The organism is Pseudomonas sp. JL23 (genome assembly GCF_056933585.1).
In genome coordinates this window covers 2,739,800-2,762,661 of record NZ_CM167795.1, presented here as the reverse complement: position 1 = coordinate 2,762,661, position 22,862 = coordinate 2,739,800, and the positions used below count along the sequence as shown (strand labels likewise).

Annotated in this window: 17 protein-coding genes; 2 read left to right on the top strand and 15 right to left on the bottom strand. The window is 61.1% G+C overall.

The features are described from left to right. Nucleotides 1-71 precede the first annotated feature (71 nt). The 10 genes from AC1Z24_RS12945 to AC1Z24_RS12900 all read right to left on the bottom strand — a co-directional run bounded on the left by AC1Z24_RS12945 (nt 72) and on the right by AC1Z24_RS12900 (nt 15,210). On the bottom strand, nt 72-1,559 hold the full coding sequence (locus AC1Z24_RS12945) for an ArnT family glycosyltransferase (RefSeq protein ID WP_483746608.1): 1,488 nt from the start codon (nt 1,557-1,559) through the stop codon (nt 72-74). 49 nt (nt 1,560-1,608) lie between these two features. Continuing rightward, nucleotides 1,609-1,899 carry a lipid-A-disaccharide synthase N-terminal domain-containing protein gene (locus AC1Z24_RS12940; protein ID WP_259110364.1) on the bottom strand — a complete coding sequence of 97 codons (291 nt, stop codon included), beginning with the start codon at nt 1,897-1,899 and terminating at the stop codon, nt 1,609-1,611. Further along, nucleotides 1,896-2,639: a glycosyltransferase family 2 protein gene (locus tag AC1Z24_RS12935; protein ID WP_483745970.1), complete on the bottom strand. Its 744-nt coding sequence runs from the start codon at nt 2,637-2,639 to the stop codon at nt 1,896-1,898. Before AC1Z24_RS12935 ends, AC1Z24_RS12940 begins: the two co-directional genes overlap by 4 nt. A gap of 49 nt (nt 2,640-2,688) precedes the next feature. Further along, nucleotides 2,689-3,666: an NAD-dependent epimerase/dehydratase family protein gene (locus AC1Z24_RS12930; RefSeq protein ID WP_483745969.1), complete on the bottom strand. Its 978-nt coding sequence runs from the start codon at nt 3,664-3,666 to the stop codon at nt 2,689-2,691. Between the two features lie 345 nt (nt 3,667-4,011). Next, nucleotides 4,012-6,528, bottom strand: coding sequence for an alpha-glucan family phosphorylase (gene glgP, locus AC1Z24_RS12925; RefSeq protein WP_483745968.1), 2,517 nt, complete (start codon nt 6,526-6,528; stop codon nt 4,012-4,014). A gap of 140 nt (nt 6,529-6,668) precedes the next feature. Then, the gene (locus AC1Z24_RS12920) at nt 6,669-9,161 is read right to left on the bottom strand and encodes a phosphoketolase family protein (RefSeq protein WP_483745967.1); all 2,493 of its coding nucleotides are present in this window, start codon (nt 9,159-9,161) and stop codon (nt 6,669-6,671) included. A gap of 203 nt (nt 9,162-9,364) precedes the next feature. After that, nucleotides 9,365-10,474 carry an ABC transporter permease gene (locus AC1Z24_RS12915; RefSeq protein ID WP_259110372.1) on the bottom strand — a complete coding sequence of 370 codons (1,110 nt, stop codon included), beginning with the start codon at nt 10,472-10,474 and terminating at the stop codon, nt 9,365-9,367. Nucleotide 10,475: 1 nt separating this feature from the next. Beyond that, nucleotides 10,476-13,202 (bottom strand): ribosome-associated ATPase/putative transporter RbbA, encoded by a 2,727-nt coding sequence (gene rbbA / locus AC1Z24_RS12910; RefSeq protein ID WP_483745966.1) that lies wholly within the window; start codon nt 13,200-13,202, stop codon nt 10,476-10,478. Next, nucleotides 13,199-14,275 (bottom strand): HlyD family secretion protein, encoded by a 1,077-nt coding sequence (locus tag AC1Z24_RS12905; RefSeq protein WP_483745965.1) that lies wholly within the window; start codon nt 14,273-14,275, stop codon nt 13,199-13,201. The genes rbbA and AC1Z24_RS12905 overlap by 4 nt, the downstream gene beginning before the upstream one ends. Nucleotides 14,276-14,406: 131 nt before the next feature. After that, a complete protein-coding gene (locus AC1Z24_RS12900) occupies nt 14,407-15,210 on the bottom strand; it encodes a class II aldolase/adducin family protein (protein WP_483745964.1) in 804 nt (267 codons plus the stop codon). A gap of 198 nt (nt 15,211-15,408) precedes the next feature. Here AC1Z24_RS12900 and AC1Z24_RS12895 point away from each other — a divergent pair, with 198 nt between their 5' ends. Together AC1Z24_RS12895 and AC1Z24_RS12890 are read left to right on the top strand one after the other, a co-directional pair. Next, a complete protein-coding gene (locus AC1Z24_RS12895; protein ID WP_483745963.1) occupies nt 15,409-17,001 on the top strand; it encodes an FAD-binding protein in 1,593 nt (530 codons plus the stop codon). Continuing rightward, the gene (locus AC1Z24_RS12890) at nt 16,998-17,345 is read left to right on the top strand and encodes a 4Fe-4S dicluster domain-containing protein (RefSeq protein WP_483745962.1); all 348 of its coding nucleotides are present in this window, start codon (nt 16,998-17,000) and stop codon (nt 17,343-17,345) included. The genes AC1Z24_RS12895 and AC1Z24_RS12890 overlap by 4 nt, the downstream gene beginning before the upstream one ends. A gap of 192 nt (nt 17,346-17,537) precedes the next feature. Here the strand turns inward: AC1Z24_RS12890 and AC1Z24_RS12885 are convergent, their stop codons facing one another. The 5 genes from AC1Z24_RS12885 to AC1Z24_RS12865 all read right to left on the bottom strand — a co-directional run bounded on the left by AC1Z24_RS12885 (nt 17,538) and on the right by AC1Z24_RS12865 (nt 22,769). Further along, entirely contained in the window at nt 17,538-19,445 is a 1,908-nt protein-coding gene (locus AC1Z24_RS12885) for a putative bifunctional diguanylate cyclase/phosphodiesterase (protein ID WP_483746607.1), read from the bottom strand. A 282-nt stretch (nt 19,446-19,727) separates the two neighbouring features. After that, nucleotides 19,728-20,390 (bottom strand): ATPase, encoded by a 663-nt coding sequence (locus AC1Z24_RS12880; protein WP_259111401.1) that lies wholly within the window; start codon nt 20,388-20,390, stop codon nt 19,728-19,730. 127 nt (nt 20,391-20,517) lie between these two features. Then, entirely contained in the window at nt 20,518-21,333 is an 816-nt protein-coding gene (locus AC1Z24_RS12875; protein ID WP_483745961.1) for a DeoR/GlpR family DNA-binding transcription regulator, read from the bottom strand. Nucleotides 21,334-21,395: 62 nt separating this feature from the next. Next, nucleotides 21,396-22,139, bottom strand: coding sequence for an SDR family NAD(P)-dependent oxidoreductase (locus AC1Z24_RS12870; RefSeq protein WP_483745960.1), 744 nt, complete (start codon nt 22,137-22,139; stop codon nt 21,396-21,398). Between the two features lie 18 nt (nt 22,140-22,157). Next, nucleotides 22,158-22,769 carry a DsbA family protein gene (locus AC1Z24_RS12865; RefSeq protein ID WP_483745959.1) on the bottom strand — a complete coding sequence of 204 codons (612 nt, stop codon included), beginning with the start codon at nt 22,767-22,769 and terminating at the stop codon, nt 22,158-22,160. Nucleotides 22,770-22,862 lie beyond the last annotated feature (93 nt).

Below are 22,862 nucleotides of genomic sequence, written 5' to 3'. Positions count from 1 at the left end.
ACGAATGAACGCCGATCAAAGCCGATAACTTACAGGAGTGTTTGTCAAAAATATGTAATACCCAATGGCCTTCATTGCTTGAACAGCACCTTGTTCCAGACGTACCGATAAGTCCGCGGCGCCGGCGGCGGATTGCACTGACCATTATCGGCATCGACCCCCACCAGGAACCATTCGGCCCGGGAGGTATGCCCGACCTGACGGGCCTTGGGCATCAGGAAGCAACGCTCCAGGTCGCGGGCGGGCACCAGCGCGAAGGCCTGGGGGTGATTGCGCAGGTACAGTGCGGCCTGATCCGTGGTCGAGCCCTGCATGAAGCCGAAATGGACGATCGGCTGGCGGGCGAACAACCAGTGACCTTCACGCCACCCGGCCAGGACCAGATCGGCACCGCCGGACATCTGCGCCGCGTCCTCCATCAGCTCATCGTGGGGATTGCGTCCGTCCTTGACCGGGTCGATAAAGCCCCGGGCAAACCAGGCGCAGAACCACAGCGCCACCAGCACCGGGAAAACCCGACGCAGCCCTGGCCAACGGGCAAACCAGCGCTTGAGCAGCCAGGGCAGCAGAGGGGCCGCCACCAATACCAGAGCAGGCAAGGCCGGGAAGATATAAATCTTGCGCTTGCCGGTGCTCAGGGCAAAAAACACCAGCACCAACACCACCCAGCCCAACAGCACTAATACCCGGCCGTCATGCTTGAGCAACTGCCTGCGCCAGGCCGGAACCAGCCAGGGCAGCGCCAGCACCAGTGGCATCCAGTATTGCGGAATGACATTGGTCAGGAAGTACCAGAACGGCTCCTTGTGCTCCCACGCCCCGGCGTAGCGGTCGGCGGTCTGGTGCAGCAGGATGTTCTTCAGATAGGCGATCGCGTCGGCATCGCCATTCAGCGCCACGCTGACGCCAAGCGGCAACAACCAGACCGACACCGCCGCCAGCAAAGCCAGCAACCCCAACGCCCAGCGCCCTGCCTGCCGCGGCATTACGGCGACGCCACGCCAGCCCTTGCGCACCGCATAGGCATACGGGATCAGCATCAGGATCGGCAGAAACCCCACGCCCTTGCTGATGATGCCCAGGCCCATGGCCGCACAGGCCACATAGAACCAGCCCCAGGCCGGGCCAAGCAATAGATGACGAACCATCCCGTACAGGCCCACGGCGATCCATAGGGCCAGAAAACTGTCGATCTGCCCGACCCGCAGGATGCTGTAGGTCTGGTACGTCGCCAGAAACAGCAGCGCGGCGATCACACCGATCCGCCGATTCCACAGGCGCGTGCCCAGGTCGTGCAGGCAGGCTGTGGTCACCACCGCCGAGAGCAGCCCGGGAATGAACAGGGCAATCTTCGGCAAGCCGGTCAGCCAGGTGAACAGCATGATCATCCACATGAACAGCGGCGGCTTGTCCGGATAGATTTCGGCCGCACGATGGGGGATAAACCAGGAGCCGTCCTGCAGCATCTCCAGAGCCACGCCGAGAAAGCGTTCCTCATCGACATTGTAAGGCTGGCGCAGGCCCAGACCGGCAGCAATCAACAACAACGCCAGCAACATCAGGGCCCAGCGCTCCAAGTTCAGGGAATACTCACCCCGGAAAAAATACTTAGGCACCGGGTTCTTCCTGCTGGTTCTTCTGACGCGCGATCAACTGCAGATTGCGCAGATAGACAATAAAACCGAAGGACTGCCCGGCAATGAATACCGGGTCCTGCCGGTAGATGGCATACGCCAGCAGCAAGGCGCTGCCGATAATGCTCAAGTACCAGAAGCTCACCGGAATGATGCTGCGCTTTTTGTATTCGCTGTACAGCCATTGCAGGACAAAGCGCCCTGTAAACGCCAGTTGCCCGGCGAAACCCAGGGCCAACCACAGGCTTTCACGACTGAAGTTCATGGCTGTACCTCCCGTGGCACGGCATCCAGGCGGGTACGGCGGATCAGCCACCAGACCCCGACCAGATCGAGAATGCCGACCAGCGCGCGGTCGAGATTGCCGTACTTGGACACCCCGGCCTGGCGATGGCGATGATTGACCGGATGCACGCGCATTTCGCCGTGATGGCGGCGGATCAGCGCGGGAAGGAAACGGTGCATGTGGTCAAAATACGGCAGACGCAGAAAGGCCTCGCGCTCGATCAACTTCAGGCCGCAACCGGTATCCGGCGTCGCATCCTTGAGCAGGCGGCTGCGCAGTCCATTGGCAAAGCGCGACGCCCAACGCTTGCTGGCGCTGTCGCGGCGATTGACCCGATGCCCTGCCACCAGTTTGATTCCGCCAGCCTGCCCTTCGCTGCCACGTACCAGGGCGAGCATGCCGGGGATGTCCGCCGGATCGTTCTGCCCGTCGCCATCCAGGGTTGCCAGCCAGTGCCCGCGAGCAGCCTTGGCCGCGTGATAAACCGATGTGCTCTGGCCCAGGGAACGCTCGTGACTGAGAATGCGCAACTGGCTGAAGCCACACGCTTTCAAAGTGCGCAGCTCGGCCAGGGTCTCATCGGTACTGCCGTCATCGACGACAATCACTTCGTAGAATTCATTGGCCAGAGCGGTGCGGATTTCCTGCAACAACGGCGGCAGATTGCTCGCTTCGTTCTTTGCCGGAATCAACACGGAAACATAAATAGCGTCGTTCATGGGTTACCTGAATAGAGGTTCTGGCTGTCGTTGCTGTCAATCACCAGCATCAAACGTTATAAAAATCCCGATACCACTCGACAAAGTTCGTGACCCCTGCCTCCACACTGATGGCAGGACGAAAGTCGATCAACTGCGCCAGTTCGCTGACATCCGCCCAAGTCCGTAGCACTTCACCCGGTTGCATGGGCAACGGGTTGATCGTTGCGCGAAGTCCAACGGCGCCTTCGATACATTCGATAAAATGCAGCAACTTCACCGGTTCGCCACGACCGATGTTATAAAGCTGGCCCGGTACAACTTGCCCGTCCGCTGCAAGTGGCGGACGCAGGCGCAGGCGCATGATGCCCTCGACAATATCGTCGATATAAGTGAAGTCACGGGACATCTCGCCACCGTTGTACACATCGATGGGGCGGCCTTCGAGAATGGCCTTGGTGAACTTGAACAACGCCATGTCCGGCCGCCCCCATGGGCCGTAGACCGTGAAGAAACGCAGGCCGGTCATGGCAATGCCGTAAAGATGGGAATAAGTGAACGCCATCAGTTCATTGGCGCGCTTGGTCGCGGCATACAGCGACGCCGGGCGCTCAACGGTATCGGCGGTGGAGAATGGCAAGTGTTCGTTGAGGCCATACACCGAACTGCTCGAGGCGTAGACCAGATGCTCCGGCCGGTACTGACGGCAGGCTTCAAGGACGTTGAGAAAGCCACTCAGATTGGACTCGGCGTATACCTGAGGCTGCTCCAGGGAATAACGTACACCGGCCTGGGCGGCAAGATGAATGACCTGAGCAAAGGCATTGCCCTTGAACAGCGCGAATAAAGCGTCCTTGTCGACAATATCAACGTTATGAAAACTGAAGTTCGAATAATTCGCCAACTTACTCAGGCGTGCCTGTTTAAGTTCGACGCTGTAATAGTCGTTGAGATTATCGATACCGACCACATCCACGCCTTCCTCACACAAGCGTCTGGCCAGATGAAAACCAATGAATCCCGCAACGCCGGTGATTAATACCGTCATGCCTTCCCCGTCGGCACGCCGTGGCGTCCGATATAGAAATTCGTCAATAAATGAATGCAAGACAACTGTTCAGAAACAGCGCAAAGACTGCTGAAACAACTGTAAAAATTGTGTCACTGATTTATGACGTTTGGATGAAGATTAGAGGGGGTTGAGATGACAGATACCGACCTCACCGAACACAAAATAACTTTGCGAACTGGAACGCTATTTAAATGTGGGAGCCGCCTTGGTGGCGATGGCGGCCGATCAGTCAACGACGCTGTTGCGAGCGCTCCGCACTCGATCGCCACCAAGGCGGCTCTCACATCCAATCACCAGGCTTGTGCTCAAACACCACCTGCCCTACCTCTGCCAGGCAATCAACCCCACCTCCAACGGCACCGCCAACCCCGCGCTGCTATCGGCAATCACTCGCCCTGTGTAGTCCTCGGCCGGGCGATCATCAGGTACTTCGCCACGGTAGACCGACAAGCCATCGGCGTGGGCAGTCGGGTCAAGGCGCAGGTCCCAGGCTTGAGCCGGGCGGCCGTCGCGAGCTTCGGCGTAGAGCTGCACCCGCAGGTATACCGGCGACAACCCCACCAGTTCCATACTCAGGCTGACCCGGTGGCGGCCGTTGCCGGGGGACATTTCCAGGGTCTGGAAGCGGATGGCCGGCCAATGATTGTGCAGTTCCTCCCGGACCTGGGTCAGTTGCCGGGCCAGGCGGCTGTGTTCCTGGATGCGTTGCCGGTAAGCCATGGCGGCGGGCAGGTAGTAATGTTCGGTGTATTCGCGTACGGCACGGTCGGCGGAAAACTGCGTTACCAGGGTCGCCATGCTCGCGCGCATGCGGCGGATCCACTGGCGTGGCACACCCTGCCCGTCGCGCTCATAGAACGCCGGGACCACCTGTTGTTCAAGCAGCGCATACAGCTGATCGGCGTCCTGTTCATCGTATTCCGGACCGTGTTCGGCACCGTCACCAATGCCCCAGCCAACCTCGTCTGTGCAGGCTTCGGCCCACCAGCCGTCAAGCTGGGACAGGTTCAGGCCACCGTTGGCGAGAACTTTCATGCCGCTGGTGCCGCTGGCCTCCCACGGCCGACGCGGTGTATTGACCCAAACATCCACGCCCTGCACCAGATGCCGCGCCACGCGCATGTCGTAGTCTTCGAGAAACGCCACCTTGCCGCGCACATCCGGACGCTCGATGAACAGCTGCCAATGGGCGATCATCTGCTGGCCGACATTGTCCGCCGGGTGGGCCTTGCCCGCCAGTAGCAACTGCACTGGGCGCCCCGGCTGATTGAGGATACGCACCAATCGTTCGGGATCGCTGAGCAGCAGATTGGGCCGCTTGTAGGTGGCAAAGCGTCGCGCGAAGCCCAGGGTCAGCACCTCGGCGCTAAACAGACCGCCCAGCGCCTCGATATCGTCCAGAGCCGCACCATGCACGGCAGCGCTACGCGCCAGATGGGTACGGACGAACTCGATCAGCCAGGCCCGGGCCTGTTGACGCAGGCGCCAGAGATAGGCGTCGTCAACCTGCTCCAGGGTTTCGCTGACCCGCAATTCGCTCATGCCCAACCAGGGCAGTTGGTCGCCATGCAGCGCCTGCCAGTGTTCCTCGGCTTCCCGGGAGATCCAGGTCGGCAAATGAATACCGTTGGTGACATGACCGATGGGCACCGCCGCCAGCGGCCAACGCGCAAACAGATTATGAAAAATCTGCCGACTGGTCGCGCCGTGCAACTGGCTTACGGCATTGACCGCCCCGGCACATCGCGTCGCGAGAAATGCCATGTTGAACGACTCCCCGCTGTCCTCGGGGTTCTGCCGCCCCAGGGCCAGAATCGCTGCCAGGGGCTGACCCAATTCATGTTCGATGTAGCGCCCCAGGTATTTACTGATCAACTGCGCAGGGAAGCGATCAAACCCCGCCTCCACCGGCGTATGAGTGGTAAACAGGTTACCGGCGCGGGTGGCGGTCAGGGCCACGGCGAAATCCACCTGATGGGCCTGCATGTAACTGCGTGCCCGCTCCAGCATGGCAAAGGCCGCATGTCCCTCATTGAGATGACAGACCTCGGGCGCATACCCCGCCGCTTCCAACAAGCGCCAGCCAGCAATGCCGAGAACCATTTCCTGACGCAGGCGCATTTCCAGGTCGCCGCCGTACAGCTCACTGGTAATCAGCCGTACCGGCGGTGGATTGGCCGGGTCATTGCTGTCCAGCAGCAACAGGCGGTTGCGTCCCACCACCGCCTGCCAGCCACGCAGCCACACGGTCAGCCCCGGCAGCTCCACCGCCAGACGCAACAGGCTGCCATCCGGACGCAGCAGCGGCTCCACCGGCAGTTGGCGGCTGTCATTGACCGGATACAGCGCCTGTTGCACGCCATGCAGGCCGACTTCCTGACGGAAATACCCGTGCTGCCAGAGCATCCCCACCGCCACCACCGGCACGCCCAGATCACTGGCGGCCTTGAGCTGATCACCGGCGACGTTGCCCAGGCCGCCGGAATAGATCGGCAACGCTTCGCTGAGCATGTACTCCATGGAGAAATACGCCACCCGGGTCAGTGCGGCGGTGTGCGGCCGTTTCTCGAACCAGGTCGGCCGGGCCAGCAACTGCCGATGCTCCTCGGCCACCTGACGGACGCGGCGATGAAAATGGCTGTCAGTGAGCAGCACGCCGATGCGTTGCTCCGAGACCGCGTTTAAGACCAGGCACGGGTTATGGGTCAGTTCCCACAGTGGATTGTCGAGGGTACGCCACAGGTCGTCGTTGAGGCTGGACCAGCGGATGGATTGATCGAACGCCAGCTGACGCAGGGTCAGATAGCCTGGGTCACTGTGATTGTCCTGGTTTGACATGGTCGTTCCCCAAACACATCAGATTGAAATCTATGTGGGAGCGAGGCTTGCCCGCGAAGACAATATTTCTCGCAGCCAGTATTTACCGGATGTACCGGCCTCTTCGCGGGCAAGCCACGCTCCCACGCTTCACTGTCCGTTCAGGCATCCGTAAACAACTGCCCTCGACTCTGCCCCCTGGCCAGTGGCGGCGGGCTGTCCGGCTGGCTGAAATCGTCGGTCCAGTGCCAGTTGCGGATCTCCGGCATGTCCTGGAAATGCTCGCGGATATAGGCGTCATGACGGCGCAGCTGGCTTTCGAAATAGCTGATGGCTTCCAATGCCTGTTGGCGCAGGTGCGGAATATGCTCCAGCGCATCAATGGCCAGCTGATAGCGACTCATGCGATTGAGCACCACCATGTCGAAGGGTGTCGTGGTGGTGCCGCGATCGGAGAAACCGCGCACATGGAAGCGTGCTTCATTGGCGCGGCCATGGACCATGGAATGAATCACCCAGGTCGAACCATGGAAAGCGAACATTACCGGCACCTCACGGGTGAACAGCGCCTCGAAGGAGGCGTGATCCATGCCGTGGGGGCGGTCCTGAGGGCTGGACAGAATGCCGAGGTCGACCACGTTGACCAGGCGCACGCGAATGCCGGGCACATGTTTGCGCAACAGCCAGGCCGCCGCCACCGCCTCGGTGGTCGGCACGTCCCCGGCACAGGCCAGTACGATGTCCGGGGTGCCGCCATCGTTGCTGGCGAAGTCCCAGATCGAAGCGCCCTGGGAGCAGTGCTTGAGGGCAGCGTTGAAGTCCAGCCACTGGAAATCCGGCTGCTTGCCGCAGGTCACCACGTTGACGTAGTTGCGGCTGCGCAGGCAGTGGTCGAAGACATTGACCAGGCAGTTGGAATCCGGCGGATAGTAGACCCGCACCACGTCGGCCCGGCGTTGCAGGACATTATCGACAAAGCCGGTGGACTGGTGGCTGAAACCGTTGTGATCATTGCGCCAGGCATGGCTGGTAAGAAGGATATTCAACGACGCCAGGGGCCGGCGCCACGGAAATTCCCGGGCCTGCTGCAGCCATTTGGCATGCTGGGTAACCATGGAATCCACCACCTGGGCAAAGGCCTCGTAAGTGGACCACATGCCATGGCGCCCGCTGAGCAGGTAGCCTTCCAGCCAGCCTTCGCACAGGTGCTCGCTGAGCACTTCCATGACCCGGCCATCCCGGGCGAGATGTTCATCCAGCTCCAGCAACGGCCCACTGGCGGTGCGCTCGGTGGCCTCGAACACCGCATTAAGACGGTTTGAGTTGGTTTCGTCGGGGCCGAACAGGCGGAAATTGCGCGGGTTGGCGCGAATCACATCACGCAGGTATTCACCCAGTTTGCGCGGCGCCTCGGCGATCACCTGGCCCGGACCGGGCACTTCCAGACCGTAGTGGGCGAAGTCCGGCAGATCCAGGGCGGTCAACACCCGCCCGCCATTGACGTGGGGCACGGCGCCCATGCGCAGGGGTGCCGGCGGGGTCAGGGCTTGCAGCTCGGGGACCAGCGCACCATTGTCGTCGAACAAAGTCTCGGGCGAGTAGCTGCGCAGCCAGCGCTCCAGCAGGACCAGATGTTCTGGGTTCTCTATAACGTTGGCCAGCGGCACCTGGTGGGCGCGAAAGGTGCCCTCCACCGGCACGCCATCAACTTCCTTCGGCCCGGTCCAGCCCTTGGGGCTGCGCAGGATGATCATCGGCCAGCGGCCCCGGGCGACATTGCCAAAGTCCCGGGCGGCGCGCTGAATATCACCAATATCGCCATAGGCCCGGTCGAGGGCGGCGGCAAAGCGTTGATGCATGCCCGGCAGGTCGTCCCCGGCGACGATGATCGGCTCATAACCGCGACCACGGTACAGGTCGAGCAGATCACTGTCGGCCATCCGCGCCTCCACGGTTGGCCCGGAGATCTTGTAGCCGTTGAGATGCAGGATCGGCAGCACCGCGCCGTCGCGCAGCGGGTCGAGAAAACGAATGCTTTTCCAGCTGCCTTCCAGCGGGCAAGTCTCGGCCTCGCCATCGCCAATCACACAGGCTACCAGCAAGTTGGGATTATCGAAGGCCACGCCGAAGGCATGCACCAGGGCATAGCCCAGTTCACCGCCCTCGTGCAGCGAGTTGGGCGTGTGCGGCCCGCAGTGGCTGGGCACCCCGCCCGGCGTGGAGAAACTTCGGAAGAAGCGCAGCATGCCATCGCCGTCGGCGCCGATATCGCTGTGCACTTCGCTGTAGGTGCCTTCGAGCCAGGCGCAGGCATTGAGGGTCGGGCCGCCATGACCGGGGCCGGAGATATACACCACCTCGCAGCGCTGCTCGCGGATCAGGCGGTTGAGGTGCACATACAGGAAGTTCTGCCCGGCCGAGGTGCCCCAGTGCCCGAGCAAACGCGGCTTGATATGCTCGGCCTGCAGCGGCTCGCGCAACAGAGCATTGGCCTTGAGATAGATCTGCCCCACGCACAGGTAATTGGCCGCGTCCCAGTAGCGTTGCATGTTGCGCAGCAGCTCAGGGCTCAACGGGCCTGCCTGGGCTGCAGGTGGCACTGGCGCGGTGGACGCCAGATCGGCGCTAGAGAGCAACGGATTGAAGATGTACATGACGACTCCTTTGAAGGGCGTAGTAAAAACTTCAGGTGCCGGACAGCTTAGCCGCTGTTCGGTCATTGCAGAGCGCATACCCTGTGCGAGCGGATTCATCCGCGAAAGCGATGATCCTGACCATAAAGATGCAGCGGATGTACGGGCCTCTTCGCGGATAAATCCGCTCCTACAGTTACGCAACCTCAGTGTCTGATCGCTCGTCAATTGAGCGACCGACGCAGCCGCGACAGCGCCACGCCAAAGAACAGACTGCCAATCGCAGCAATCGCCAACAGCTGCGGCCAGACAATGCCAATGGACGCGCCGCGAAACAGGATCGCCTGGCTCAACTCGACAAAATGGGTGGTCGGCGCCGCCAGCATGATCTGCTGGACCCGCTCGGGCATGCTTTCCCGTGGGGTCATGCCGCCGGAGAGAATCTGCAACGGAATCAGAGTCAGGATGATCAGCAGGCCCAGCTGCGGCATCGACCGCGCAAGGGTGCCGAAGAAAATACCGATGGAGGTGGTGGCGAACAGGTGCAGCGCCGCGCCGGCGAGAAACAGCAGGAACGAGCCATTGATCGGGATCTGCAACCACTGCCCCACTACCAGACGAACCGACAGCGCTGCCGCCACCAATACCACCAGGGCCATGGACCAGACCTTGGCCAGCATGATCTCGAAAGGTGTCACCGGCATGACCAGCAGATGCTCGATGGTGCCGTGCTCACGCTCGCGGATCAGCGCGGCGCCGGTGAGGATGATCGAGAGCATGGTGATCTGATTGATCACTTCGTTGATCGCGCCGAACCAGGTCGCCACCAGATTGGGGTTGAAGGCCATATGCACCACGGCATTGGCCTCATCCGGCTCGACGCCACGGTAATGGCGCAGGAACTCCGCCACTTCGGTACCGATGATCTGCTGGATATACCCGGCGCCGGTAAAGGCCTGGCTGATCTGGGTGGCATCGACGTTGACCTGGATGGTCGGCTGCCGCCCGGCCAGAACATCCTGTTGCAGGCGCGGCGGGATATCCAGGGTAAAGGTGTAAACCCCGGAATCCATGCCATGGTCGATCTGGCCGTAATCGATGTCCACTGGCTTGAGAAAGTACGGCATCTGGAAGGCGTTGATGATCTGCAGCGACAGCGGCGAGCGGTCTTCATCGATCACGCCGATGGTAGCGCGATGGGGCGATTCGGGGACCTTGGTCGCCGCGGAATACACACCAATGGTGAAGGAAAACACGATCAGCAACAGCAAGGCCGGGTCGTGATACAGGCTGCGCAATTCCTTGATGCCCAGTTGCAGGATGTTGGAGAACATCTCAGTCCTCCTGCTGCTTGAGGCCGACGACACTGAACAGCGTCAACAGCGGGATAGTGAGCAGCAACGGCAGGAAATACAGGTACAGGTCGCCCATGCTCAGGGCCTTGGAAAACACCCCGCGACTGATGGTCAGGAAATGCCCCGTGGGATAAATATTACCGATCAGCGCACCCATGCCTTCCAGGGATGACACCGGGTTGAGCAGCCCGGAAAACTGCACCGCAGGCAGCAAGGTGGCAATGGCAGTGCCGAATATCGCCGCGATCTGACTCGACAGAATCGACGACATCAACAGGCCCAGGCCGGTGGCACAGATCACGTAGAGCAGCGCACCGAGGGTCAGTGTCAGCAGGCTGCCCTTGACCGCGACGCCGAACACCAGCAGCGCCAGGACCAGCATCACCAGAAAATTGATCATGCCCAGAGCGATATAGGGCAGTTGTTTGCCCAACAGGAATTCCATGCGGGTCACCGGGGTGACATACAGATTGGTGATCGAACCCAGCTCCTTCTCCCGCACTACGCCCAGAGCGGTGAGCATCGCCGGAATCAGCATCAGCAACAGCGGAATCACCGCCGGAACCATGGCCGGCAGGCTCTGCACATCGGGGTTGTAGCGGTACCGCAGGGCAATATCCACAGGCCCGCTATCGACACGCCCGGTGGTTTCGAACAGCCGCTGCTGCAACCAGGCGCCATGGATACCGGCGACATAGCCACGAATGGTCTCGGCACGGGTGGGCATGGCGCCGTCGATCCAGAAGCCGATTTCCGGGTGGCTGCCGCGATCCAGGTCACGACCGAAACCGGGGGGAATCTCCACCGCCAGGCTGATCTCGCCGCTGCGCAAACGCTGGTCGAGATCGTCGTAGTCACGCAGCGCGGCTTTTTCCGTGAAGTAGCGCGAACCGGCGAGGTTAAGCGCATAGCCCTGGCTGGCGCCGCTGTGATCGCGGTCGAGTACGGCGTACTTGAGATTTTCCACGTCCAGATTAATGCCGTAGCCCATGATCAGCATGAGCAGGCCGCTGCCGATCAGGGCCAGAGTCGCGCGCAGCGGGTCGCGACGCAGCTCCATGCTCTCGCGTTGGCTGTAACTGAACAGGCGCCTCAGGCTGAAACGGGCGGTATTGACGTTAGTGTTCGTTGCATTCGCAGGTGCCGCGACCTCGACAATGGCCTGTTGCGGTGGCGCGACATCCTGCAGGTAGGCGATGAAAGTTTCTTCGAGCGTCGGCAGACCACGCTTGGCCATCAGCGCCTGCGGCGTATCGCTGTCCAGTACGCGACCGGCATGCATCATGGAGATACGGTCGCAGCGCATGGCCTCATTCATGAAGTGGGTGGAGATAAAGATCGTCACCCCCTCCTCCCTCGATAACTGCACCAACAGTTCCCAGAAACTGTCCCGAGCCACCGGATCGACGCCGGAGGTGGGCTCGTCGAGGATCAGCACTTCCGGACTATGGATCACCGCCACCGCCAGGGACAACCGCTGACGCACACCCAAGGGCAAGTCGTTGGGCATCTGGTCGGCCACAGCACCGAGATCAAAGCGCTCCACCATCGCCTGCACGCGCGGCCCGCGTTTCTCAGTAGGCAGGTGAAACAGCCGGGCGTGCAGCTCCAGGTTCTGCAATACGCTCAGTTCGCCATACAGGGAAAACGCCTGGGACATATAACCGACCCGGCGTCGTGTCTCGATATCTCGCGGGTCCACGGGCTGGCCAAACAGCAGCGCCTGGCCCTCACTGGCCGGTTGCAGGCCGGTGAGCATTTTCATGGTGGTGGATTTACCGCAGCCATTGGAGCCGAGGAAGCCGAAAATTTCGCCGCGTTCGATACGGAAGTCGACGTGATCCACCGCGACGAAATCACCGAAACGACAGGTCAGGCCATGGGCCTCGATGGCCGGTGCCGAGTCCTGCGGCTGACGTGGCGGGATGCTCAGGGCCTGATGCCCGCGGCGTTTCTCTTCCGGCAGCAGGGCGATGAAAGCCTGCTCCAGGCTGTCGCTGGCGGTACGTTGCAGCAGCTCGGCGGGGCTGCCGATGTCGAGGATCCGCCCGGCATCCATTGCCATCAACCAATCGAAGCGTTGTGCCTCGTCCATATAGGCCGTGGCGACCAGCACGCTCATGCCCGGCCGATTATTACGAATACGTGCGATCAGGTCCCAGAACTGACTGCGCGCCAACGGATCGACGCCCGTGGTGGGTTCATCGAGGATCAGCAGATCGGGGTCATGGATCAAGGCACAGCACAGCCCCAACTTCTGCTTCATGCCGCCGGAAAGCTTGCCTGCCGGACGCTCACCGAAGCCGTCCAGGCCGGTGCTGCGCAACAGTTCATCGATACGCCGCCGACGCTCAGCCACGCCTTGGCCGAACAGACGAGCGAAGAAGTCGAGGTTCTCGAATACGGTCAAGGTTGGATAGAGATTCTTGCCCAGGCCCTGGGGCATATAGGCGATACGCGGGCAGACCTGGCGGCGATGGCGACTGTCAGCCATATCGCCGCCCAGCACCTGCACCGTACCGGACTGGATCTTGCGCGCCCCGGCGATCAGCGCGAGCAGGCTGGACTTGCCGACGCCGTCAGGCCCGATCAGGCCGACCATGCAATTGGCCGGGATCGCCAGCGTGACGTCCTGCAAGGCACTGGCCTTGGCATAGTGCAGGCTGACCTGCGTCAGTTGCACCACCGGCACGTTATCGTCGGTCATTGCGGCACGTTGATCTGAAGCTGCGCAGGCCACTTGGCGTCGCCATCCAGTTTCAGGTAAGCCACGCCGGGCAGGCCGGTCTTGACCTGATTCAAGTGTTTTTCCAGCAACTGCCGGTCAATCCGCGCCTTGATGCGAAACATCAGTTTTTCCCGCTCGCTGGCGGTTTCCACCGCCTTGGGGGTGAACTGAGCGACGCTGGCGACATAGCTGACTCTGGCCGGGATCACATATTGCGGGGCGGCGTCGAGGATCAGCCGCACATCGGCGCCCAACGCCACGCGCCCGGCCTGAGCGGTAGGCAGGAAAAAAGTGATGTAGACATCGTTGAGGTCGACCAGATTCAGCACCTTGCCACCCGCCGCGAGGACTTCCCCCGGCTGCGCCACACGGTACTGCACCCGCGCCTGACGGTCGGTCTTGAGCTGGCTGTCGAGGATATCGGCCTGCAGGCGTTCGACTGCGGCCTTGAGCGCCTCGACACTGGACTGGACTTCGATGACCTGGGACTTGGCCGCAATGATCGCCGCCTTGGCCGACCACACCTGTGCCCGCGCGGAGGCCACGCCCGCTTGCTTGGCCTGCTGCACGGCGAGGTCGTCGTCCAGTTGCTGGCGGGCCACGGCGTTGTATTGAATGAGCTGATCGGTGCGGCCATAGCGCTTCTGTGCGGCAGTCAATTCGGCGACCCGCTGGTTGACCGTGGCTTCGGCAGCGTTCTTTTCGTTCTCGCGTTGCTCGACCACGGCCTGGGCAGTGAGCACGGCGTTGTCGGCTTGACGCACCTGAGCCTGAGCCTGATTCAACTGCGCCTGCAGGACCTGGATATCCATGGTCGCTAGGACTTGCCCCGGCTGGACGAAATCGCCCTCGTCCACTGCCACCGTGAGAATCCGCCCGGCCAGCTTGGTGGCGACATCAATCTCGGTCGCCTCGATACGGCCATTACCGCTGGCAAAACCCTCGCCAAGACCGGTCGGCCGCAGCTCCATCCAGATCCACACGGCAAGCACGACAACAACCGCTGCTGCCACGGCATAGCGGATCCAGGTTTTCTTGCTGACCGTGGGCATTCACACGTCCTTGGTTTTCAATGCAGCGAGGCCGATGGGCAGGACTTTGGTTATAACAGCCCGCCCCCTCCCCGCCATTGATCCAGGTCATCTTTTGCGAATGCACCCGTTGGACTCGGGCCTGCTCCCCCTTAAAGCTTGTATTCGGTATCGGTGCGCTCCAACTGCCGAATCAATGCATTCCAGTGCCGAGCCACGCCGGGGCTGTTGCCGTCCTTGAAGGCCTTGGCCTGTTGTTCGACCTTGGCCACCACCTCAGCGGGCGGGAAGATCAGCTCGGCATTGCCCGCCGTTTGCGCAGCAATCTGGATATTGCAGGCGTATTCGAGGAAGTGCAGTTGATGGAAGGCATGCTCGACACTGACACCCGCCGTCAGCAAGCCATGGTTGCGCAGGATCATCACGCTCTTGTCGCCCAGATCCGCCACCAGACGTTCGCGCTCGTCCAGGTCCAGGGCCACACCTTCATAGCCGTGATAGGCCACACGCCCGGAGAACCCCAGGGAATGCTGGGAGATCGGCAGCAAACCGTCTTTCTGCGCCGACACGGCAATCCCGTCGCGGGTATGGGTGTGCAGCACAGCTTGCAGATCCGGGCGCGCGGCATGGATTGCGCTGTGAATCACGTAACCGGCGTGATTGATACCCAGGCCGGTCGGGTCGTCGACGATGGTGCCATCGATATCCACCTTGACCAGGTTGGAGGCGCTGATTTCATCGAACAGCAGGCCAAAGGCATTGATCAGAAAGTGCTCGTCCGGCCCCGGCACCCGGGCCGAAAAGTGCGTGTAGATATGGTCGGTCCAGCGCTTCTGCGCGGCTATCCGGTAAGCGGCCGCGAGCTTGACCCGCACCTCCCACTCTTCGGGTGAAACCCGGTCACGCACGTTACCGTCTTGATGGGCGGGCAGATTCAAAGCGCTGACATTACTCACGAAGCATTACTCCTGTAGGGGGCCGACTGGGCTGATGGAGCAAGACTATGCGCATAAGAAAACGATTAAAAAGCACATTTACTTCTAAGCTAATTATTAAAAAATAGAATATTAAAAACGGAAGTCATGCTTAGATTGCCAGCCCGACCGCCCACCACGCGGAGGTAATCCCAACCTTGGTGCGTGTGTGGAGCTGGTATGAACGCGTTATCTTCTCGATCCTCGTTGCTCGACCTTGAGGCCGATGTGTTGATCATCGGCGGCGGCCTGGCCGGCACTTGGGCCGCCGTGGCCGCCGCCCGTGCAGGCAGCCGGGTGATTCTGGTCGACAAGGGCTATTGCGGGACCAGTGGCGTGACTGCCACCGCAGGCCCCGGCCACTGGTGGGTGCCGCCCGAAGGTCGCGAGTCGGCCATCGACAAGCGCCTGGGTACAGCCTTCGGCCTGGCGGATCGCTCGGTGATGGCCAAAGCCCTGGACACCACCTGGCGCAGCCTGCCGAGTATCAATGACTACTACCCTTTCCCCCGCAACGAACAGGGTGTGGTGCAGTATCGCGGCCTGCGCGGCCCGGAGTACCTGCGCGGCATGCGTCGTCTGGTGCAGGACAGTGGCGTGACCATCCTCGATCACTGCCCGGCCCTGGAACTGCTGCGTGACGATCATGGCGTGGTAGCCGGAGCCCGCGGCTGGCGCCGTCAGGCCGGAGGTGACTGGCAGGTGCGTGCGGGGGCAACCGTCATCGCCAGTGGCGGCTGTGCCTTTCTTTCGCATTTGCTGGGCAACCATAGCAATACCGGCGACGGCTACCTGATGGCCGCAGAAGCCGGGGCCGAACTCTCGGGCATGGAGTTTTCCAACTACTACGGGATCGCGGCGGCAGGCAGCAGCATGAGCCGCTCCATGGTCTACACCTTCGGCGACTACTCCGACGCCGCCGACCGCCAATTGCCGATCAGTCAGGGGCCGGGCTTTACCGAAGAACTGGCCAGGGCCCTGCTGCAAGGCCCGGTCTACTGTCGCCTCAATCGCGTACCGCAGCAGATCCGCGCGCAACTGCCCAGTGTGCAGCCCAACCTGATGCTGCCGTTCGACCGCCAGGGCATCGACCCCTACACCCAGCGTTTCGCCGTGACCCTGCACGCCGAGGGCACCATCCGTGGCGTCGGTGGCTTGCGCGTCATTGATGAGGATTGCCAAACCAGTGTTCCTGGCCTGTTCGCCGCCGGAGATGCCGCCAGCCGCGAAGGCATCGCCGGGGCCACCTCCGGCGGCGGCGCGCAGAATTCGGCCTGGGCCTTGTCCAGCGGCCAGTGGGCCGGCGCCGGGGCCGCACGCCTGGCCCGGCAACGCAAAACCACCCAAGGACCGTTACAGGGCCTGGGGCTGGAAGCAGGTAAACAAGGTCCGCAACTGGACAGCGCGGCGCTGATTCGGCAGATCCAGGCCGAAGTGCATCCTCTGGACAAGAACCTGTTCCGCAGCGGCGCTCAGCTTGAGCGCTCATTGCAGGTACTGGACTCGGTGTGGGATGCCGTACGCCACGGCGCGTTCAGTGCTGACAATCCCTTGCGCGCCCGGGAAACCCAGGCCATGGCAGCCACTGCCCGCTGGTGCTATCAGGCCGCCGAACAGCGCCGGGAAAGTCGCGGCATGCATCAGCGCAGCGACCTGCCGGGCCATGATCCACGCTTTGATGCGCACCTGCGCATCGGTGGCCTCGACCACGTGTGGACTCGACTCGATGCCCTGTCCCACACCCCGCCCCTGCCCGAGAGCGCCCTGTCATGATCGAACTGATCTACTCCGACCTGTGCAACGGCTGCGGCCAGTGCGTCACGGTCTGCCCGACCAATGTGCTGAGCCCCGGCCCGCAAGGCGTACCGCTGATTACCGAGCAGTCAGCCTGCCAGACCTGCTTCATGTGCGAGCTGTATTGTGCCCAGGATGCCTTGTATGTCGATCCGGACTGCGAGCGCCCCCGTGAACCTGACCCGCAGAAAATCCGCGCCAGCGGCCTGCTTGGCCAGTACCGGCGGGACTCGGGATGGGATGAATGGGCCGATGATCCATGCCACGCCAACGAGCATTGGCGCATGGACGGGATTTTTGCCCTGGCGCGGGGGGCGGGCTGAATACAGCAAGCCAGCTCAGAAATTCTGACACATGGAATTTATGGCAGACGCAAAATTTGTGGGAGCAAGCTTGCTTGCGAAATCAGTGTTTCAGCCACAGCAGATATAGCAACTGTGCCCGCCTCTTCGCGGGCAAGCCCGGCTCCCACAAGACCTCATTTCAATCCAAAGAATTGCGTGGCACTTGGTAACCTAAGCCCTCGCCCCTTCCCGCTCCTGACTGAACCACGCGTCGATATGCTCAGGCGCAATCGGTCTCGAGTAGAAATAGCCCTGCACCAGCGTGCACCCGAGACTGGTCAGGGCATCGAGCTCATCGCGGGTTTCCACGCCTTCGACGATGCATTCGAGTTGCATGTCCAGGCTCAGGGCCACCAGGGATTTCACTATCTTGTAGCTGGCCGGATTTTCATGCAGGCCGGTGACGAAGCTGCGGTCGATCTTGATCTTGGTAAAAGCCAACGAGTGCAACTGGCTAAGGCTGGAGAAACCGGTGCCGAAGTCGTCCAGGGAAATACCGCAACCCAGGGCACGCAAGCGATTGACCGCGCGCTGCACTTGGGCCAGGTCCTGCATCATCGCCGTTTCGGTGATTTCCAGGTCGAGCCGCCGTGGGTCGAAACCGCTTTCGAAAATGACCTGAACAATCTCCCGCGCCACATCGTCCGAGGCGCAATCGTGGGCCGACAGATTGAACGACAGGCGAACATCCTCCGGCCATTCACGGGCAGCCAGCAGCGCCTTGCGCAGCAACGGCGGCGTCAGGCGATTAATCATGCCGATACGCTCGGCCACCGGAATGAACCGGTACGGCGAGACATCCCCCAGTTTCGGGCTATGCCAGCGCGCCAGTGCTTCGAACGACACGGTACGCTGACTCGGCAAGTGGATCACCGGCTGAAAAACCAGGCTGAATTCCTGTTCAATATCAACCCGGCGCAAGGCCTGCTCGGTAACACCGTCCTGCAACAACTGCCGATGGTGGTCGACGGTAAACATCGACAGCGTGCCGCGATTGTTGCGCTTGCTGTGATACAGGGCGTAATCGGCGTACTCGAAGGCTTCGGTGGCGTTGGAGGCCATGTCCGGGAAGGTGGCGATGCCCAGTGAGCAACTGATCTGCACTGGCAAGTCGGTGAGCATGAATGGCGTCGCCAGGGCAATACAGACTCGTTCGCCGAACCGGATCAGCGTCTCGTCACTGGCGTCATTACCCAGGATCAGGGCGAACTCGTCGCCGCCAAGGCGGGCCAGATGCATGCCCGGTGCCAGCAGCCCGAGCAGGCGCTGGCCGACCTGCTCCAGCAGGTGATCGCCGACGCGGTGGCCATATTGATCATTGACCGGCTTGAAGCCGTCCAGATCAATGATGCCCACGGCAAGCCGGGTATTACCGGCCTGCGCCCGGACCATTTCACGGTCCAGGGTGCTGAAAAACTGCCGACGATTGGGCAGCCCGGTAAGGCTGTCCTGATTGGCCAGACGCAGGTTCTCGTCGCTCAATTCCTGAGTCGTGGCTTGGGCGTCGATCAGACGGATAAACGCACGGTAATGATTATTGAGAATCACCAGCATGGCGACGGACACCAGTGCCACGTTCAACGCCATGGCGATAAAGGTGCTGTCGCCGGTAGCCGAGAAAAACACCACGAACACCACATTGACGATCAGCGCCGTGGTCTGGGCGGCCGGACGCAGGTGCATCATGCTGAAGATCACGCTGATGACCGTGATGGCCATGTAAAAGGCCACATGGGACTGGGCATAAGCGTCACCGTAGGGAAACAGCGCCAGCGACCAGAGGGTGAAGAGAATTGAAATGGGCGCAACCAGTTTATTGGTGCGGGTCAGGCTGCGCAGGATATGTTCGGTGCCGGGGTCGGTATCGCGGGCATACAGCCACAGCCAGGCCCGAGCGCCACAGATCAGAGTCAACAAAGACGGCACATAGATCACCAGCCAGTTCGGCGCGGTGCTCATATGGGTAAAGGCCAGCGCCCAGGTATTGACCAGCAGAATCAGGTACATCAGTGGCAACTGGCGCGACAGCGCGATGTATTGAGCCTTGAGCAACCGAGGATTGTCACTCGGCAGCGCCATAAGCGCCTGCCACTTCTTGAGCAGTCCGGTCTTTATCAAGATGACCTCTCTGGCCTTGTCAATGGAGCCCGGCCTGCGTGCAAGCGCCCGTACACATTCTTGGAAGGTAGACAGCGTACTGGCTATTTAGTGTCAACGACGACAAAAAACACAGACAGAGTCCGGCCATTGCCTGTTTGTCGGCAGGAAAAATGGATTCTGAAGAGAGGAAGTCATGACTGTGGTGCCGGCTTTAGCCGGGAAGACGCCTTCCCGGCTAAAGCCGGCACCACGGGTGGAAGATCAATCCGCCTGAGCCACTTGCCCCGCAGTCACCAACGCCTTGAGCGACGCGTCGAACTGTTTCAGGGCCTGGACCTGCAGGGTGCGCTGCTGGTCAATCTGCGCGGCGATTTCAGGAGCGGCCTTGTCGCGAACCCAGACCGAGTCCAGTTGCTTGCCGCCGAAGCCTTCGGCCTTGCCGATGTATTGCAGGTTGGCGTCGTAGAACTTGGCGACGAAACGCGCCTCCACCTGAGCGTTGCGCTGGGTGACCAGGCGGTTGTAGGTGTCGAGCATCACCACCACGTCAGGACGGGCCTGCATCAGCGCGTCGAGATTGTCGTAGACCGTCACGGTGGCGAATTCTTTCTGCAACGAGCCTTTGAGCCAGTCGATGGCCAGTTTAGGGTCGGAGCTATTGATAAAGGCGTTACGAATCCGCGAGTCGAGGCTGCCATTGGGGCTGTTCACCGCAGTGGCGTGGTAGCGCTCCAGGTATTGCAGGTTGCTCACGGTATTTTCGCTGTAGAGCACGCCGACCGACTGGGTGTGTTGCAAGCCGAGGTTGCTGTCGGCCATGGGCATCAGATGGCAAGCGGCGTCTTCGGCAGCAGAGACGGGAGTGGTGGCAGCGAACGCGCCGGTCAGGACAGCGACAAGTGTCAGCAGGGTTGAAATTCTCATCGCGTAGTTCCTTCAAAGCAGGTTCGGTATGGGCTTATCTTCCTCCTTCGCCGGAAAAACAGAACTTGCATTCTTTAATGGTCACTATCGATTGAACAGATGATTGACTATCACACTCTGTACTTACTCAGGTGCTGGAAATAGTCGGCTCAAGGCCCTCACCGGTCAGCACCACCTCGATACCCTGGCGCTGATAGTCGGCCAGGCTGCCCGCCCCCTCAAGACGCTCGCTGAACAACAGATGGATGCGATTGCACGGCGCGACCACGAACGGCTCCACCGCCCCCAGCTTGTCGGCCGTGGTCACGGCAATCACATGGGAGGCGCTGTCGATCATCGCCTGCTTGACCGGCACTTCATCGAAATGCAACGAGCTGATGCCGACTTCCGGATGAATCGCGCAGACCCCGGTAAACAACAGGTCAGCCTTGATTCCCTGAATCAGACGCAAGGTCTCATTGCCGCAGGCCGACATGGTCGCCGGATGCAACTGGCCGCCGCCCATGATCACCTTGATACCTGCATATTCGGACAGCGTAATGGCGATCATCGGCGATGCAGTGACCGCAGTGATGCGGATATCAGGCGGCAACGAGCGGGCGATCTGCAACGTCGTGCTGCCGGAATCGAACATGACGATCTGCCCCTCGCGCACCTCTTGTGCCGCGCGCCGGGCCAGGTGCATTTTCACCTCGCTGGTTTCGCTGATGCGGGTGAAGTAATCCTTGCCGGTATCCCTTGGCCTTGGCAGCGCCCCGCCGTGAACTCGTTGCACCAGCCCGGCATTGGCCAGCTCGGCAAGATCGCGGCGAATGGTGTCTTCGGACACGGCAAAGTGCGCGCCCAGCTCAGAGGCCATGACCTTGCCGTCACGTTCGAGGATCAGCAGGATTTTCTGCCGACGCAGATGGGGAAGCTCAGCAGCGGAGTGTTGGCTTTGCATGGTTATGCCTGTTTATGCACGATCATGCGAGATTACCCAACACTCCAGTCAACTGCAATGGCTTACCAGGACTCGCTCCACGGCCGCAGATCCAGCTCATGAGTCCAGGCTGAAGGCTTCTGTTGATGCAAGGCCAGGTAGCTCTCGGCAATGTCATGGGGCTTCAATATGCGGTTTTCTGCCAGTTTCTGCTCCAGGTCAGGGATGTTCTGCCGGGAGAACACCCCGTCGATGGAGCCGTCGCAGATCACATGGGCGACATGAATGCCCTTGGGCCCAAGCTCACGGGCGACGCTCTGGGCCACCGCACGCAGACCGGCCTTGGCGGCGGCGAACGCGGCAAAGCCTTCGCGCCCCCGCAGGCTTGCAGTGGCGCCGGTAAAGATAATCGTGCCGCGGCCACGGGGCACCATGACTTTGGTCGCTTCCCGCCCCGCGAGAAAACCGGCGAAACAGGCCATTTCCCAGACCTTATGGAAGACCCGAGCCGTGGTCTCTTCGATGCCGAAGCGCACGTTGGCGCCGATATTGAAAACAACCACCTCGATCGGGCCGATATCCCGCTCGATTTCGGTAAACAGCGCAATGGTTTCCTCTTCCGAACGAGCGTCGACGCCTCTGGCGTACACCTCCCCGCCAAGGCTGCGAATGGCCTCGGCGCGTGCCTCAAGCTGTTCGATATTGCGCGCACGACGAGTGATGACCGTGGGATGACCGTCCAGTGCGAACACCTGAGCGATTGCGCTTCCCACACCATCACCCGCACCAATGACCAGACACACGCCTTTGTTATCGTTGTTCGACATTGAAAGTGCTCCAGGGAGTTAAGGGGCGGCCTGTTGAAGAATTTCTTCTTCCACGTCACGCAAGCTGTCTTTGCCGAAAAACAGCTCCGTACCGACCAGAAAAGTCGGGCTGCCGAAGGCTCCAGCAGCGACAGCAGCCTCGGTATTGGCGATCAGTTCAGCCTTGACCTCGGCGCTCTGACTCAGGTCAAGCAGCTCATTCACCGGCAGACCGATTTCAGCAAGCGAGGCCGCCACGATCCGGGCGTCATTCATATCGCGTCCGCGCTCCCACATGTCGGCGTAGACCTGCTCGATATAGGCGGCAAAGACGCCGAGCCGTTGGGCAGCAATCGCCCCGCGCATCAGGTTCAGGGTATTGATGGGAAAGTGCGGGTTGAAGCGGTATTGCTGCAAGCCGTGGCGCTTAACGAAGCGCCGGATCTCCAGGTGTTCGTATTCGAGCTTGTTCCTGATCCCGACGTAGGCCGTCGCCGGGGACTGATTGCCGGTCAGCTTGAACACGCCGCCCAGCAGGATCGGCACGTAGTCGAAGGTCGCGCCTGTACGGGCTTCGATCTGCGGGAGAACCTTGTGACAGAGGTAGGCATTGGGGCTGCCGACATCGAAATAGAAGGTGACTGTCTGCATACGGCTCCTCATTCTTGTTGTCTTGAGCAGGCTGGGCATAAAAACGAGCCCATAGAATGATAGTCGTAATAATCGTATCTGCTCTGTCTGTAA